General features: G+C 62.2%; 15 protein-coding genes. 4 read left to right on the forward strand and 11 right to left on the reverse strand.

The window, feature by feature from the left end; genetic code table 11:
- Positions 1–4: 4 nt before the first annotated feature.
- From YH64_RS12120 to YH64_RS12140, 5 genes are all read right to left on the reverse strand, one after another.
- Positions 5–211, reverse strand: a complete 207-nt coding sequence (locus YH64_RS12120; protein ID WP_046804474.1) for a tail protein X — start codon at positions 209–211, stop codon at positions 5–7.
- The gene (locus tag YH64_RS12125; RefSeq protein WP_046804475.1) at positions 211–681 is read right to left on the reverse strand and encodes a head completion/stabilization protein; all 471 of its coding nucleotides are present in this window, start codon (positions 679–681) and stop codon (positions 211–213) included. The genes YH64_RS12120 and YH64_RS12125 overlap by 1 nt, the downstream gene beginning before the upstream one ends.
- A gap of 93 nt (positions 682–774) precedes the next feature.
- On the reverse strand, positions 775–1,545 hold the full coding sequence (gene gpM, locus YH64_RS12130; RefSeq protein WP_143215341.1) for a phage terminase small subunit: 771 nt from the start codon (positions 1,543–1,545) through the stop codon (positions 775–777).
- Positions 1,545–2,585, reverse strand: coding sequence for a phage major capsid protein, P2 family (locus tag YH64_RS12135; RefSeq protein WP_046804477.1), 1,041 nt, complete (start codon positions 2,583–2,585; stop codon positions 1,545–1,547). Before YH64_RS12135 ends, gpM begins: the two co-directional genes overlap by 1 nt.
- Positions 2,586–2,615: 30 nt before the next feature.
- Positions 2,616–3,473: a GPO family capsid scaffolding protein gene (locus YH64_RS12140; RefSeq protein ID WP_046804478.1), complete on the reverse strand. Its 858-nt coding sequence runs from the start codon at positions 3,471–3,473 to the stop codon at positions 2,616–2,618.
- Positions 3,474–3,634: 161 nt separating this feature from the next.
- On the opposite strand from YH64_RS12140, the gene YH64_RS12145 reads away from it, so the two are divergent.
- Positions 3,635–5,386, forward strand: coding sequence for a terminase large subunit domain-containing protein (locus YH64_RS12145; RefSeq protein WP_046804503.1), 1,752 nt, complete (start codon positions 3,635–3,637; stop codon positions 5,384–5,386).
- The gene (locus YH64_RS12150) at positions 5,383–6,450 is read left to right on the forward strand and encodes a phage portal protein (RefSeq protein WP_143215342.1); all 1,068 of its coding nucleotides are present in this window, start codon (positions 5,383–5,385) and stop codon (positions 6,448–6,450) included. The genes YH64_RS12145 and YH64_RS12150 overlap by 4 nt, the downstream gene beginning before the upstream one ends.
- Positions 6,451–6,555: 105 nt before the next feature.
- Here YH64_RS12150 and YH64_RS12155 read toward each other — a convergent pair whose 3' ends face one another.
- Positions 6,556–6,921 (reverse strand): response regulator, encoded by a 366-nt coding sequence (locus tag YH64_RS12155; RefSeq protein WP_185975370.1) that lies wholly within the window; start codon positions 6,919–6,921, stop codon positions 6,556–6,558.
- A 368-nt stretch (positions 6,922–7,289) separates the two neighbouring features.
- On the opposite strand from YH64_RS12155, the gene YH64_RS12160 reads away from it, so the two are divergent.
- Positions 7,290–7,994 carry a super-infection exclusion protein B gene (locus YH64_RS12160; protein ID WP_082134448.1) on the forward strand — a complete coding sequence of 235 codons (705 nt, stop codon included), beginning with the start codon at positions 7,290–7,292 and terminating at the stop codon, positions 7,992–7,994.
- 27 nt (positions 7,995–8,021) lie between these two features.
- Here YH64_RS12160 and YH64_RS12165 read toward each other — a convergent pair whose 3' ends face one another.
- On the reverse strand, positions 8,022–8,987 hold the full coding sequence (locus YH64_RS12165; RefSeq protein WP_046804482.1) for a DUF4238 domain-containing protein: 966 nt from the start codon (positions 8,985–8,987) through the stop codon (positions 8,022–8,024).
- Between the two features lie 1,210 nt (positions 8,988–10,197).
- Here YH64_RS12165 and YH64_RS12170 point away from each other — a divergent pair.
- Positions 10,198–11,856 carry a hybrid sensor histidine kinase/response regulator gene (locus YH64_RS12170; protein WP_052946002.1) on the forward strand — a complete coding sequence of 553 codons (1,659 nt, stop codon included), beginning with the start codon at positions 10,198–10,200 and terminating at the stop codon, positions 11,854–11,856.
- Here the strand turns inward: YH64_RS12170 and YH64_RS12175 are convergent.
- The 4 genes from YH64_RS12175 to YH64_RS12190 form a co-directional block, all read right to left on the reverse strand.
- Complete coding sequence (locus YH64_RS12175; protein ID WP_046804483.1) at positions 11,846–12,502, reverse strand: response regulator transcription factor; 657 nt, start codon at positions 12,500–12,502, stop codon at positions 11,846–11,848. The two genes, YH64_RS12170 and YH64_RS12175, sit on opposite strands and share 11 nt — an antisense overlap.
- Positions 12,503–12,509: 7 nt before the next feature.
- Complete coding sequence (gene acs, locus YH64_RS12180) at positions 12,510–14,465, reverse strand: acetate--CoA ligase (protein WP_143215343.1); 1,956 nt, start codon at positions 14,463–14,465, stop codon at positions 12,510–12,512.
- 88 nt (positions 14,466–14,553) lie between these two features.
- The gene (gene actP / locus YH64_RS12185) at positions 14,554–16,230 is read right to left on the reverse strand and encodes a cation/acetate symporter ActP (protein WP_046804484.1); all 1,677 of its coding nucleotides are present in this window, start codon (positions 16,228–16,230) and stop codon (positions 14,554–14,556) included.
- Positions 16,227–16,475, reverse strand: a 249-nt coding sequence (locus YH64_RS12190) for a DUF485 domain-containing protein (RefSeq protein WP_143215344.1), incomplete at its 5' end; no start/stop codon positions are given. The genes actP and YH64_RS12190, both read right to left, overlap by 4 nt.

Genomic DNA, 16,475 nt, shown 5'->3' on the forward strand with positions numbered 1-16,475 from the left:
TGGATCAATCCCAAAGTTTGACGGCAGGCGCCGCCGATGGTTGCGGGGTGCTATCCGGCAGCGTGACGACCTGGCCGTGCGGAAGTACCGCGCCCAAGTCGGCTAGGCCGGGGTTTAGTTCGTAGGTTTGTTCCACGACATCGCGCGTGGTGCCCAGGTGGCGCCAGCACAGGGCGTCTACGGTGTCACCTTGGAGCGCGCGCACTTGCATCAGATCAGCTCCACCGTGGTGCGTGCGCGGCCCTTGATAAGCGAGATTGCCCACAGAGCGTCACGTCGCAGGTCGGCCGGGGCATCGGCCAACGCTTCTTGCTTGCGCTGCCCCGCAGCCGACACGTCGTAGTCCGGCATGCGTTCGATAAGCGAGGCTTTGGCGTAGCAATAGACGGCCTGCAAGTAACTGTGCAGCAGCATGGATTTGCCATCGATGACCGTACGGCTGGGCACGTCGTCGAGCGTCTTATGGCCTTCGGCAAGGCGTGCTTCGGTCCAGCCCACCAGATCGCGGCCCACTTCCAGCATTGCAGTGATAAGAGCCTGACGCAGCCGAACCGCTGTGACGGTGCCGTCGTCTAGACGCATGGCGGCGCGCGCGTCGGAAGGGCTGACATCAGGCCAAAAGCCATCGTTATCGATGGTGGTCTCATTGGCCGGCTTGGGGGTGGTGGCGACGAAGCTCATGATTGCGTGTCAGTGATCGGCGGTGGGCGGGGCGTCCGGTCGGGCAATGCCCACCTTCAACCCCGCGCCGCCGTGTGCGTTGGGGGCACTCGGTTATGCCTGGGGCGGCGCTTCACCCTCATCGGCGGGCGCGGTCGGCGGCTGGCCTTCCTCCCCCGCCTGCGACGGCGCGCCGCCTTCGGCCTTCTTGATCTTGCGTTCCAGCTTTTCGATGAGCTTGACCACGCCAACGGCCGCGTCCAGCTGCTTGGCACGGTTCAGGTGCTGCAGAGCGGCGGCGGCCATGCGTCGTGCGTCCTCGTCAGCCAGATCGCCGGCCAGGTGCGTGAGGGTTTCGCCCATCACGCGGTGCAGCTTGGCGCGGGCTTGGTCGGGCGCGTCATGGTCATCGGTGAGCACTTGAAGCGTCAGCAGCTCATCAAGCAGACCCGCGTCCAGCGCCGCCCGGCCGCCCAAGGCAGCGTCCGTGATTTCATCGAGCAGCAGCGTGGCAACGTCGCGGTTGTAGTGAGCGGGAAGCTTGATACCGTGGCGCAGCACGTAGGCGCCGATATCCAGCGCAGGACGAAATTGCAGCGTGTCCAGCAGCCACACCATCACCGTAACGATGACATCGTCCTGGCCGCCCTTGTCAGCGGCCAGCGCGCCCTGTACGTAGTCGCGGTACTTGTCCAGCATTTCGCGCTTGAGTTCAATCTTGCGTTCGATGGATTGCACCGACTTGAGAGTACGCCGGTCATTCACCAGCGCATGCATCATCAGCTCGTACGGGCCGGAAGTCGGGGCGGGGGCATCTGCCGGCCGCGACGCAGCGGCGAGCGCCGCCGCTACGCGCATCTGATGCCGTTTGACCAGGCCGGCCATTATTCGCCACCTTCGCCGATGGGATTGCCTTCTGCGTCCAGCAGCTGCAGGTTTTCCAGCAGCGCGCAGCAACCGTAGTCTTCCAGCGCATAGTCTTCGTTGGACGACTCGTAGAATTCGACGCGATCGCGCTCCGGCGCTTCCTTGATGTGGCGCCGGCGGCTGCCTTCCTGCACGTAGATGGAAAGGTTGTCCAGGCGCGTGAGCATCACGGTGCCGACCGGGAAGAACGGCACCGTGACGGCGCGCTGGCCGCCGACACGCTTCTGGCTCATGATGATGTCGGTGGCGACCTTTTCGGTGGCGGCCTCGCTGTTGTTGACGAGCGGGAAATACTTGTCATGCAGCAGACCGCGCCCGACGATTGCCACCAGCTCGGTATCGTCCTGGAACCACGGATCCAGCGCGGTCACCAGATCAAACACGGCGGCGTCGATGTTGGCGTAGTCGCCGCCTTTGCCGATGCGCACCTTACTGCCAGCCGCCGCGCCTTCGTCGATGACGCGGGCCTCAGCGCGTTCGCGCATCTTCTGCAACCATCCCTTATTGACGTCCTGCAGCAGCGGGTATTGCGCCAGGCTGGTGTCAGCGGCGGCGTGCGTGCCGTTCCAACCCACCATGATGCGGTCCAGCGCTTGGCGCTTGAGAACCGCGTCACGGACGAGATTCTGAAACGCTTTATGGCGCGCCCAGGCATCGAGCTTCGCATAGGCCAGGTGCGTATCGAAGTTGGTCTTTACGCAGTGGTAGCCGTTCGGGTCGAGCGCGGTGATGTCGCGCGTTACCCGGCTCTTCGTCGTGGTATCCGTGCGGCTGGCCGATGGGCCGGAGACGCCGAGGCCGATTTTCTGGCCAAGTTGATCTTGGACCAAAGGCATGTTGATGGAAGTCAGAAAGGCAGAGCTTTCCTGGATTTTCTGTTCCATCGTCTGTTGGATGGAAGGATCAACGGAGAAGGACGCCGACGTGTCAGATACGCCGTTCAGTTGGGCGACGCGCGCCCGGTACTTGTCAAACTGTTTGCGGGTTTCGTTACGCATGGATGTTGCTCCTGAATTGGGAATGAGGGGTTAGCAGTCGGTTTCGACTTCACCGCTACCGCCGGTCGCGGTCGGGCGCTTGTTGTGGTTGCGGTCGGTAAAGTCGAGTTCCTTGCGCAGCGCATCGAACTCTTCGCGCGAAACCGCGTTCTTTTTGAAGGTCGCAAGATCGTCGCGCACCGCTTTGATTTCGGTGTCCTTGGCGGTGGCGAACGCCTCCAAGTTTTTGCGCAGTTCGGCGGCGAATTCGTTCATGCCCGCCGGGATGCTGGGGGCTTGTTCGGGCTTCGTGGCCGGAACCTGCTGGCCATTCAAAAAGCTGAACAGCTTGCCCAGGTTGCCGAAAAACGTCTTCGTGGATTCGTCGGGCTCGTCGGTGCTCTCGGCGCTGAAGTCCAGCGCAACCAGTTCGGCAGCGGTGAACAAGTTGGCGGGCTTTTGCTTCTTGTGGGCGAGCGGGCTGCGCGTCGGATCCTTCATTCCGGCGCAGAACGCCAGGTAATCGGTGCCCAGGCTGGCGGGCGAATCGGTGACGGCCAGACCGACCAGGCCGCATTTGCCCGACCCGGCGAAGTCCGGATCAATTTCAATGGAGGTGTAGACCTTCTGACGCGCCTTGTTGAACGCGATCAGTTCCGGGGTGGGATCGAGCTGGGCGAACAATTCCGCCTTGCCTTCTTCGTTGTCTTCGACCTTGACCGCCAGCACGTCGCCATACGCCTTGAAAGGGCTATCGGGCAACAGGCCACGGATGTGTTCGAGGTTGATGCGCGCGCCGTACTTTTTCGGGTCGTAGGTTTCGGCGATGTCATGCAGCCACTGGCGTTCAATGACGCGGCCGTCAGTAGTCTGGCCTTCCTGGGCAACGCGGAAAAACTTCTTGGTCATGGCGGTATCTCGGTGGGTTGTTGGATGTGCGTGCTGGCGGTCTATCAGTGTTGCCATGTTGGATGCTGGGCGGCATGCGCGCCACGATGTAAGGATGTGCATCGAGCAGAGACAAGACCGCTTCTTACGCGCGCGCGAGGATTACCGGCAGCATGGCCACCATGTTGCAAATCACGGAACCTCTTGACCCGCGCCGCCGCGCGCGACACCTCTACTGGATGGGGTGGCGCGTGTCGTCTATCGCCCGTGAGCTGGGCGAGAAACGCACTACCGTCCACAGCTGGAAGACCCGGGATAAATGGGACGAGGCGACCGCAGCGCAGAAGATCGAAAGCAGCCTCGAAACAAGGCTTGCTACGCTTATTGCCAAGGAACGCAAGGAAGGCATCGACTTCAAAGAGATCGACCTTTTAGGCCGCCAGCTTGAGCGCACTACACGCGTGCGTCGGTACGAAACCGGGGGTAGGGAATCTGACCTAAACCCGAATATCGAACGTCGCAACGCAAGCCCGAAGAAGAAGCCCGAGCGCAACGCGATCAGCGAAGAGCAGGCGGCCAAGCTGCTTCAGGCCTTTGAGCGCGAGATATTCGGCTATCAGAAGGTCTGGTATCGCAACGCGGATCAGCGCACCCGGATGATCCTGAAGAGCCGCCAGATTGGGGCCACGTGGTACTTCGCGCGCGAGGCGTTGCTTGATGCCATCGCCACCGGGCGCAATCAAATCTTCCTGTCCGCGTCGAAAGCGCAGGCGCATGTGTTCAAGCAGTACATCATCGCCTTCGCGCGCGAGCATGCAGACGTAGACCTGAAGGGCGATCCAATCGTGTTGCCCAATGGCGCGCAGCTCATATTCCTGGGCACGAATGCACGTACCGCGCAAGGGCACCATGGCAACTTCTACTTCGATGAATATTTTTGGGTGCCTCGGTTCACCGACCTGAACAAAGTCGCCAGCGCGATGGCGTTGCATAAGCAGTACCGCAAGACGTACTTCAGTACGCCATCCTCGATGTCGCATGAAGCCTTCAAGCTGTGGAACGGGGACCAATTCAACCAGCGCAGGCCGAAAGCGGAGCGCGCCAGCATTGACGTCAGCCATGCCACCTTGAAGGACGGCATGCTCGCGTCGGATCGGAAGTGGCGGCAGATTGTCACCATCCTTGATGCCGAGGCGGGGGGCTGCAATCTGTTCGACATTGACGAGCTGCGACTTGAGTACAGCCCCGACGAATTCGCCAACCTTCTTATGTGCGAGTTCATTGACGACACGGCCAGCGTGTTCCCGCTAAAGGTCATGCAGTCCTGCATGGTTGACGCCATGGTTGATTGGACGGACGTGAACTGGTTCGGCCTGCGACGTTACGGCTTGCATCCGGTTTCCATCGGCTACGACCCTTCGTTATCCGGCGACTCGGCCGGCCTCGTCGTGATGGCCTTGCCCACGAAGCCAGGCGGCCCCTTCCGCGTCCTTGAGCGTTACCAACTACGCGGCGAAGAGTTCGAGGACCAGGCCGACCGCATTAAGAAGCTCATGCAGCAATACAACGTCGTGGACATTGCGATTGACGCTACCGGCCTGGGGCATGGCGTATATCAGCTCGTGAAAAAGTTTTTCCCCCGCGTGCGAAAGATCATCTACAGCCCCGAGGTGAAAACGCGTCTTGTGCTGAAAGCGCAGGAGCTGATACGCGCAGGCCGCTTTCTGTTTGATGCCGGGATGAACGATATCGCGGCTGCATTCATGGCGATCCGCAAGACCATCACCGCGAGCGGCAACGCCGTTACCTATACCGCCGGCCGCGCAAAAGAAACCAGCCACGCGGATCTTGCGTGGGCGAGCATGCATTCGCTCGATTATGAATCCCTGGCGGGCGACAGCGCAGGCCGGACAATATTGGAGATCAATTCATGAGTACCCTCGTCGATCATCACGGCGCCCCGATGGCGCGCAGCGCCGGCGCCGCGTCGCGCGTGACCGCTGACACCTTCACTTTTGACGACGCTGTACCCGTCATGGATCGGCGCGACATTCTGGATTATTTGGAGTGCTTGGACAACGGACGCTGGTACGAGCCGCCCGTTAGTTTTGAAGGCCTGGCCAAATCGTTCCGCGCCAGCACGCACCACAGCAGCGCCATTTACTTCAAGGCGAACGTGCTGGCCAGTACCTACATTCCGCATCCGTTATTGCCCACCGCCACGGTCAAGGAGCTTGCGCTCAATTTCCTGACCTTCGGCAACGCCTTCATTGAGCGGCGTCTCAGCCGCACGGGAAGGGTGGTCGGCTTACGCCATTCGCTGGCCAAATTCACGCGAGTGGGCGTGGAACCCGGCACGCACTTCTTTGTGCCGCACTCGCGCATCGAGCATCCATTCGAACCCGGCAGTATCTGGCATTTGCGAGAGGCCGACATCAATCAGGAGGTTTACGGGCTGCCGGAATACCTCAGTACGCTTCAAAGCGCATGGTTGAACGAAAGCGCCACGCTGTTCCGGCGGCGCTACTACAACAACGGCAGTCACGCGGGTTTCATCATGTACTTCACCGATGACGGCGCAAGCCAGGAAGACGTCGATTCCATCCGCACGGCATTGAAAAATTCGAAGGGGCGGGGCAACTTCCGTAATCTGTTTCTCCACTCCCCCAACGGGAAGAAAGAAGGCGTGCAGATCATTCCGCTCAGCGAGGTGGCGGCCAAAGACGAGTTTCTGAATATCAAGGCGGTCACCCGCGATGATGTGCTGGCGGCGCACCGCGTGCCACCGCAGCTCATGGGCATCGTGCCCGGCAACACGGGCGGATTTGGCGCGGTAATGCCTGCCGCCCAGGTGTTCGCGCGCAACGAGATCGAGCCGCTTCAAGGGAGGCTGTCCGAATTGAATGCATGGCTGGGGATGCCAGTGATGCAATTCAAGCCCTATGTTGTCGGGGTCGATACAAAAGAAGACGCCGGCGCCCATCCGTCGCACGTATAAAGGCTCCACCTCGACGACGATCAGCCCCCGCACGCGGGGCTTTTTTTCGCCTATGCCATGCGCTCTAGCCCGCCGCCTTTCCTGCCTGGCTTCGCCGCGAGCGCTTCATACAAGTCGAGAGGGCTTTCCTCTGATACACGCTTGAAGGTCAGCAAGGCTTGCGGGCTTAGTAAGCCAGCAGTCTACGCCTGGGGGCAAACAGCCGAAATCGGAATTGGGAACGTTACCGCTGAACACGATGATGCGGGCACGTCCGCGAGACAGAGTATGAAGATCTGGAGCCAGATCAAGGCCGGAGCCTTCAGACAGCTCGACATCCAGCAAAATCGCATCGGGCACGTTCACCGCAACCGACCGCAGTGCAGCCTCACCGGTACTGACGATCTGGACAGTGACGTCCTCGTGCAGCATCAAGCATTCGGCAGTCAGTTCGGCAGTGCTTAAGTCGTCGTCAACGATCAGAACGCGCATAGCGGTGATCCCTTTTATAGGCCCCATAAACGCTTCTACAGCCCTAGCATCTAGACGCGAAACGGTCGTGGCAAGTCCCTATCGTACTCCCCCAACCTTATCTAAAGAGAGTCTGCGCGCTGGGAATGGCGCCCGGCGTTAGGCTCATCGCCGCCGGGCGGTGTGCGTTACATAGCACCGGTAAGAACGGGCGTGAAACCCCAAGACACTCAGGCCGCGCCCCCTAACTGCCCGGTCTAAGCTTGCGGGCACCTCAATGCCGAGCGCAATCGAGACGACCTTGGGTCGTCTCGTAAGGCTGTAACCCTGCTGCGAGTCCTGGCGCGCAGTTCTCCCCCCGCCGCGCCTGCGCGCTAAATGTGCGTGAAATGACTCGATCATGCGTCACCCTGCGCCGCCATAGTTGGCGCGCCCTTCGCGTTGCGAGTGACACCTTAAGTGCGACGCATAACGACGCACGTGCGACGCATTTGCCGACCTGGCGTGACATGGTGCTACGCTCGGCGCTTTGCGAAACTCATGGGGTACATATGTCGGAGGATGTGCAAGGCTTTTTTAAGATGCTGGCGACTTCGCCGAAAACGGTGTCTCTTGCGGCTGGCGTAGCATGCGCCGCGCCCTATTTCATGCGAGACACGATTAGTCTTCCCGATTCGTATAGCGGCATATTGTTGATAGCCTCGGTCTTTTTTCTGACCTTGTTCGCCATACAAGTCGTCATTGTGGGATTCGGGTGGTTGCGAGACGCAATCCACTACAGACGCCGGCTGAAGGATCGCTTTGAGGGCCTGGCATTCGAAGAACTCGACCTACTCGCGGCATTTACCGTTCAACAGCAGCACGCCTTGTATTTCCCAAGCGACGCGCCAGTGCTTCATAGATTGTTCATGCGGGATATGTTGACGACGATTCGCAGTGGAGGGCCATTACAAAGCATCGAATTGCAAGATTGGGCGCGTGCAGTCCTCGACGCGAATCCTTCGTTGTTAAAGGGTGCCGACGGCGTGCATCTGTTGGAGGTATCTAACAAGAATATTGCCCGCTACGAAAATGGGGAACTCGGCCGCTATTGAGCCAGTCGAGCGAGGCCCCCGCGCGTACTAAAACGAAGGGGCGGTGACCAGCCTAAAATTCTTGAGCATGTCGCCCCCGGCAGAAGTCCGTTGACCAATTTTGACTGGAAAGCGGGCGTCGGAGCCATATACCTCGCGGATTGCATATCGTGCCGTTATGCCATTGAATCGAGCCACGGCTTCTCTGTCCGCTGCACGTAGGCTGACAGGGGCGGGCGGTTTGTCGTAGCTGCCCACGGCCAGGACCGATTTGCTGATCGGGAACACGACCATCGTGCCCCGCGTCGCGTGTCCGATCGGGCGCCGGAAAGTAGGCGGGGTGCTGTCGTTGTTCATCAGCATGAGAGGTCTATCGCTGGTCGCGAAGTGGCCTGCATTCTGGCCGGCAACGTGAAGCGTCCAATGTCGTCTTGAGAACGTATCCAGCACCACGTCCAATACCTTCATTTCCTGCCTCACATGGAAATCAGTGGAAACGGAGATGTCGTACTGTTTTCTTTCGTGAAAATCCTTCATCTCCTCAAAAGATATTTCTCGGCCATTTGACACATAGCCTGCGGCCCGGGCGCGTTCGATAGTCTCGTAATAGCGTTCCGGTTTGGCCATCAGCAGGTCAAACACGCGCTCGCTGACGTCTGCAATAAACCGCCTGGTGTTTTCTCGCTGGGCTGGGTGCCGCACAGCAAAAAGCGCCGCCAAGTTCAGAACGTAGTTCCATTGTTCGTCGCTTGGTACAGCGCGGCTAGTCTCAATATGGCGTAAGGCGCTACAGGCCATCCCCTCGAATTGGCCTAACGCGTTGTCGAGTGCGCCGGCAGGCAGACCTTCCAGGCGATTGAAATCACGCACGTGGGCCACGTTGCTGGCATTGCTCTGGAAGACTTTATTTTCAGCGAGGCTGACAACGAAAAGTTGGGACTTTTTCGCTCCGTTGTGTGTGAAGCCTTGAAGGTAGCAGCGCGAAATGTAGTGATGCTTGCGAGCTTCGCCCATATCCCTGGATCCCGGTTTTGAAGACGCCACTCTAGCCCAGACGGTTTCGATTGTGTACCGCCTCAATTTCAAGGCTCGCAACGCGCGCCGTTGCTGGTCGGCGGCCCGGACTTTTAGGTGCGGGCAATATTTGCGCAGTATTGGGGAGGGGCTGGGGAAAACCTAACCTTCCTAACCAACCCCAGAAATGGGGAATAACTATTTGAATCGTAAGGGAAATATCGGTTAGGGTAAAAACCTAACCTGACCTAACCTAAAACCTAACCGCATCGTAAGTAATTGATTTATATAGATATCTATTTTTTATAAGGTTAGGGTATAGAAACCTAACCAGGTTAGGCTTTAGTTAGGAAAAAGTTAGGTTTTGAGGGACTCCGGAAACCCGCATGAATAAAGGCTCTCCGGCGATTTCACTATGGATGGTTAGGAAGGTTAGGTTTTTCCCAGCCCCTCCCGAAATGTTGGGAATGGCCGCTTGGCCCGCCGGTTGCTTATTCGCGTTCCTGTTCAGCGCATCCCTCATGGCGGCCCGTGGTGGCGTCCAAGCAAGCGCCTGCAGGTGTGCGGCACTGGACCTGGCCAAGCCTGCGCGGCGGTCGGCGGCGGCGCCCTGACGCACGCTCCTGCAGGTGGCGACGGTGGACGTGGCCATTCTGACGCGGCCGCCGCCGGCGGCGCCCAGGCGCGCGCACCTGCAGGTGGCGACAGCAAACGTGGCCAGGCCGACGCGGCCGCATCGAGTCGCGAAATGGGGCACGATGGCGCTGTAGCAATATCGGGTTGGGAAGATCGGGCGCGAAGATGGCCCGTGTGGTGGCCGAGATGCTGAGGGGAGTGCCTGGAAGCAACTACTACAAAACTACTACAGCAGATCGCAGAAACCTAATGTTTATGCGGCTCTCCGGCCTGTAGGATGCGCCGTTAACTACGGCGAGACGGTCAGGCTGGGGTCGCGCATGGGGTGGCGACCGGGCCAGAGTTTATCACTGCCCTGGGCCTTCAGCGGCGTACAGCCACCGGCGGCGGCCGGTGCAAAGGGTATGGCGGGCTTGCCCGCCCGGCGGCTTCGTACTTGTCTGATATTGCAGGCCGGACGTCAGCCCGGAGCGCGTTCGCCGCCGCGCCCGCGTCATAATGCGCAACGCCGCCGGGCATCATCACAATTACAACTTGCGCCCTCGGCCCGCCCCCTATGCAGGAGACTTGCGCCATGACGCTGGGCTGGCTTGCGCTTGCCTTGTTCGCCCTTGCCCCGCTCGCGGTTGCCGCGCTTCGGTGGGCGGGACGCTTTCGGCCCGGCGCGGGGGCGCTGCCCCGCGTGCCCGACCTGCTGGCCACGTTGGACAGCATCGATCAGGGCGTCAGCGTGGTGGATGCCCGTATGCGGCTGGTGGCGTGGAATCGGCAATATCAACATTTTTTTGACTATCCGGACGGCCTGCTCAAAGTCGGCCGACCCGTCGCGGACGTGATCCGCTTCAACGCGCGGCGTGGCAAATTTGGCTCTGGCCCCGGGCTGGATATCGAAGCGGTCGTGCGCAAGCGGGTCGGCTTCATGCGGGCGGGCACCGTCTATCGTGGCCAGCGCACGTTGCGGTGTGGGCGGGTGGTGGAGCTTCGGGGCCGGCCGCTACCGCGAGGCGGCTACGTCACCAGCTACCGCGACATCACCGACTTCAAGCGCGTGCAGCTTCAACTGCGCGACATCCATGACACCTTTGAGCGGCGTGTCAGCGCGCGCACCCGCCAGATCGAGGCGGCGCAGCAGTCACGCACGCAGTTTCTGACGGCGGTAAGTCACGATGTGCTGCAACCGATCAACGCGGCGCGCTTGTTTGCGTCGGCGCTGAACGAGGAACATGAGCCCGAGGCACAGCGCTACCTGGCCGGGCGGATCAACACGTCACTGCGCGCGGCCGAAGAGCTGCTTGACGGCTTGCTCGATGTGTCGCGCTTGAACGCCGGCATGTTGCAGGCAGAGCCTTGCGACTTCGACGTCGAACCGCTGCTGCGCCAACTGGCGGACCAGTACGGCCTGGTCGCGCTGCGGGCGGGCTTGCAATTGCGCCTGCATGCCAGGCGCCCGCTGCCGGTGCGCAGCGACCCGCGCCTGTTGCGCCGCATCTTGCAGAACTTCCTGGCCAATGCGCTGCGCTACACGCGCAGCGGCCGCATCCTGTTAAGCGCGCGGCCCTGCGGCGGGCACGTGCGCTTGCAGGTCTGGGACACCGGGCCGGGGATTGCGCCCCATCAGCTACGCACCGTCTACGACGAGTTTCAGCGCCACGCCCCGGGGCAGGACGAGCTCCTTCGCGGGTATGGTCTGGGCCTGTCCATCTGCCGGCGGTTTGCCTCGCTGCTGGGGCATCCGCTGGACGCGCGATCGGCCGTTGGGCGCGGCAGTGTGTTTTCGATCAGCGTGCCGCGATCAAACACGTGCCTGCAAGGGCCGCCGCCGCGCCTGGAACGCCCGCTGTCGCATGGCTCGCTACAAGGCCTGCGTGTGTTGTGCCTGGATAGCGACCCCGACGTGCTGGGCGGCATGCAGGCGCTGCTGGGCCGCTGGCAGGCCAGCGTGCTGTGCGCCGCCACGCTGGACGAGGCGCTGTCGATGATGCGGCATCAACCGCACGTGCTGCTGGTGGACTATCACTTGCGCGACCGCCTTGACGGCCTGGACAGCCTGGATGCGCTGCGCGCGGCCGCGCCGTCCGTACGAGGCGCGTTGCTGTCGGTGGATGGCGATAGCGCCTTGAAGCAGGCTGCGCGGTTACGCGGCTATCGGGTGCTGGCCAAGCCCGTCAAGCCCGCGTCGCTGCGCGCCTTCCTGGCCGCAAAACTGCGCGCTCAGGCCACGCTCAAACCTTGATGCCGCAACGCCAGGTGCCCAGCCCCAGGCGTTCGGCGATCAATACCGCCTGCGTCCGGTTGGACACGCGCAGCTTGCGCATGATGGCCGTCATGTGCGCCTTGATGGTGGCTTCGGACACCTGCAATTCATGCGCGATCTGTTTGTTCAGCAGCCCGGCGCCCACCATCTGCAACACGCGAAACTGCTGTGGCGTCAGTTCGCGTACGCTAGCCGCCATCATGGGTTCGCGTGCCGCAGACGCCTTGGCGGCAGGGGTGGCGCCTGGCACCCAGGCGCCACCGTCCATCACGTGGATCAGGGCCGTGCGCAGCGTTTGCGCATCGGACGATTTCGGGATGAAGCCCATCGCGCCGTGATCCAGCGCCCGCCGTATCAGCAGCGGATCTTCATGCGCCGACACAATGACGATCGGCAGTTGCGGATGTTGGCCGCGCAACTGCTTCAGCGGCCCCAGGCCCGACGAGCCGGGCATGTCCAGGTCCAGCAAGAGCAGGTCGGCGTCGGGGCAGGAATCGACCAGGTCGTAAAGCACGCTGACCTGGTCGGCCTCGTGGATGACCGCGCCGGGAAAGACCCGGCCGATCACACCACGCAGGGCTTCACGAAACAGCGGGTGGTCATCGGCGATAAGCAGGACAGGCATCGGCCGATCATGCCACACGCCGTTCGCGGACCAGCGCCTGCACCACCGACGGATCGGCCAGTGTGGTGATGTCGCCCAGATCGTCCACGGAGTTCTCGGCAATCTTGCGCAAGATGCGCCGCATGATCTTGCCCGAGCGCGTCTTGGGCAGGCTGGGCGCCCATTGCAGATGGTCGGGCGTGGCGATGGGGCCGATCTCGCGGCGCACGTGCGCCACCAGTTCGTGACGCAGCGCATCGGACGGTTCCGCGCCCGCCTTCAGCGTGACATACACGTAGATACCCTGGCCCTTGATGTCATGCGCGAAGCCCACGGCCGCGGCCTCCGCCACCTTGGGATGCAGCACCAGCGCGCTTTCCAGTTCGGCGGTGCCGATGCGGTGCCCGCTGACGTTGAGCACATCGTCCACGCGCCCGGTGATCCAGTAGTCGCCGTCTTCGTCGCGACGGCAACTGTCGCCCGTGAAGTACATGCCGGGGTAATCCTTGAAGCAGCTCTGGATATAGCGCGGTTCGTCGCCGTGCACGGTGCGCGCCTGCCCCGGCCACGAGTCGCGGATGAACAGGTTGCCCTCGCCGGCGCCCTCGATGATGGCGCCGGTCTTGACGTCAACAAGCTCGGGCCGGATGCCGAAGAACGGCGTGCCGGCCGCGCCGGGTTTGGCGGCCTTGGCGCCGGGCAACGGCGAAATCAGGATGCCGCCGGTTTCGGTCTGCCACCACGTGTCCACGATGGGGCAACGGCCCGCGCCCACCACGCCGTGATACCAGCGCCAGGCTTCGGGGTTGATGGGTTCGCCCACGGTGCCCAGCAAGCGCAACGACTGGCGTGACGTGCGCAGCACCGGGCCCGGGCCTTCGCGCATCAGGGCGCGGATGGCGGTGGGAGCGGTGTAGAAGATGGTCACGGCATGCTTGTCGATAACCTGCCAGAAGCGCGAGGCGTCCGGGTAGCTGGGCACGCCTTCGAACACGACGGTGGTGGCGCCGTTGGCCAGCGGGCCGTACACCAGATAGCTATGGCCGGTGATCCAGCCGACGTCGGCCGTGCACCAGAAGACATCGCTGTCGCGGATGTCGAAGATGGCGGCGTGCGTGTAGGCGGCGTAGACCAGATAACCGCCCGTGGTGTGCAGCATGCCCTTGGGTTTGCCGGTGCTGCCCGACGTGTACAGGATGAACAGCGGGTCCTCGGCGTTCATGCGCTCGGGCGGGCAGTCGGTGGACTCGGCTTGCATCAGCTGATCCAGCCAGTGGTCGCGGTTGGCGGTCATGGTGACCGGCGTGCCGGCGTGGGGCACCACCAGCACGGTACGCACGCCTTCCATGCCCGGCATGTTCAGCGCGGCGTCCACGTTGTCTTTCAGGGGGATGCCGCGGCCCGCGCGACGGCCGCTATCGGCGGTGATGATGGCTTTAGCGCCGCAGTTGCGCACGCGGTCCGCGATGGAAGCGGGCGCGAAACCGCCGAACACCACGTTGTGCACGGCCCCGATGCGCGCGCAGGCCAGCAACGCCACGACGGTTTCGACGATCATGGGCAGGTAGATCGTGACGCGGTCGCCCCGCCCGATGCCTTGGCGGCGAAGCGCGTTGCCCATCTGGCAGACCTTGGCGTGAAGCTCGCGATACGTGATGCGTTGCGAGGGCAGGTCGGGGGCATCGGATTCCCAGATCAGCGCGACCTTGTCGCCGCGCGCTTCCAGGTGCCGGTCCAGACAGTTGACGCTGACGTTGAGCTCGCCATCGGCATACCAGCGGATGTGAAAGTTATCGGCCGACAAGTCCACGTCGCGGATCTGGGTGGGTTCCTGATACCACTGCAAGCGCTTGGCGGCGTTTGCCCAGAACGCGTCGGGGTCTTGCAAGGACGCCGCGTACTGCTGCGCGTATTGCTCCTGCGTCACCGTCTGCGGCCCGGCAAACCCTTGCGGGACGGGGTAGCGATCGGGGATGGGTTCCATTAGGGCTCCTGGGGCGGTTGATGGGAGATCGTTATCGGGCACGGTGCATGTTCATGTTCCTGTTCATGTCCGTATTCATGCGCGGCGTTCAATGCGCAACCGCCGTGGTGGCGCCGATGCCCGTCTGGCTGCGCACGGTCAGCGCGTCGAAGGCCGCGGCTTCTTGTTGTGCGCGCGGGCTGTTGTCCAACTTTGAAAACAGCCAGATCGAGAAGAACGCAAGCGGGATGGACAGGATGCCGGGGTTCGGAAAGGGCGTGATGGGGGTGGAAAAACCGAACACATCCACCCAGACGGTGTCGCTTAGCACGACCCACAGCGTGGCGCTGGCCAGCCCCAGGAAGCCGCCGATGGTGGCCCCGCGCGTGGTGCAGCCGCGCCACGAAATGGACAGCACCAGCACCGGGAAGTTGGCGCTGGCCGCGATGGCGAACGCCAGGCCCACCATGAAGGCCACGTTCTGGTTTTCAAACACGATGCCCAGCAAGATCGCCATGACGCCCAGCGCGATGGTGGACAAGCGTGAAATGCGCATCTGCTGGCGTTCAGTGGCGCGGCCGCGTGCAATGACGTTGGCGTACAGGTCATGCGAAATGGCCGCCGCGCCGGCCAGCGCTAGCCCGGCCACCACCGCCACGATGGTGGCGAAGGTTACCGCCGCCAAAAAGCCCAGCAACAGGTTGCCGCCGACGGCGTTGGCCAGGTGCACCGCCACCATGTTGGTGCCGCCGATCAGGCTTTTCAGCATGTCGAACTTCCCGTCGGCTCCCGTGACGAAATACTCGGGATGACGTACCAGCAACGCCACCGCGCCAAAGCCGATGATGAACGTCAGCAGGTAGAAGTAGCCGATGAACGAGCTGGCGTAGATGACCGATTTGCGTGCTTCTTTCGCGTTGGACACGGTGAAGAATCGCATCAGGATATGCGGCAGGCCGGCCGTGCCGAACGCCAGCGCAATACCCAGCGACAAGGCGTTAAGCGGGTTGCTGCTGACCTGCGCGCCCGGCGCCAGCAGTTCGCGGCCGGACGGGTGCACCCGCGTGGCTTCGGCCAGCAAGGCGTCGGGGCTGTAGCTGAACGCAGCCATGACCAGCACCGTCATCAATGTGGCGCCCAGCAGCATCAGCACGGCCTTGATGATCTGCACCCAGGTGGTGGCCGTCATGCCGCCGAAGGCCACGTAGATCATCATCAGGGATCCGACGATGACCACGGCCACGTTGTAGTCCAGCCCGAACAGCAGCACGATCAGCTTGCCCGCACCCACCATCTGCGCAATCAGGTACAGCGCGATGATCAGCAGCGATGCGCTGGCGGCCAGCACTCGCATCGGCGTTTGCGCCAGCCGGAACGAGGTCACGTCGGCGAAGTTGTAGCGGCCCAGGTTGCGCAGCCGTTCCGCGATCAGGAACATGACCACGGGCCAGCCGAACAAGAAGCCGATGGCGTAGATCATGCCGTCGAAGCCGCTGACGTACACCATGCCCGCGATGCCCAGGAACGAGGCGGCGGACAGGTAGTCGCCCGCGATGGCCAGCCCGTTCTGAAACCCCGACAAGCCGCCGCCGGCGGTGTAGAAATCAGACGTGGTGCGGGTGCGCTTGGCGGCCCAATAGGTGATGCCCATGGTGCCCGCGATGAACGTCAGGAACATGACGATGGCGGACATGCTGGCCTGGCCGGTGGTGGCGGCGCGTGCCGATCCGGCCAGCGCGCAACCCGATATGAAAATCAATGCGGCGCCCAGTTTCTTGTTTTTCATGACACGTCCTTGATGATGGCGGCCAACAGCGGGTCGAACACGGAATTGGAGATATGCACGTAAGCGGAAATCAACACCACGGCGCTGCACACGACCAACGTGCCGGTCAGCACGCCAATGCTCATCGTCATGTCCGGCACGGGGCTGCCGAAGAAGACGGGGTCGAATGCCAGCGTCAGGATGAAGCCGGCGTAGATGACGGCGGTGATGGCGAAGAAGAGCAGGCTGGTGCGACTGCGGCGTCG

Source organism: Achromobacter sp. LC458, from assembly GCF_001005835.2.
Classification (GTDB): domain Bacteria; phylum Pseudomonadota; class Gammaproteobacteria; order Burkholderiales; family Burkholderiaceae_B; genus Achromobacter; species Achromobacter spanius_B.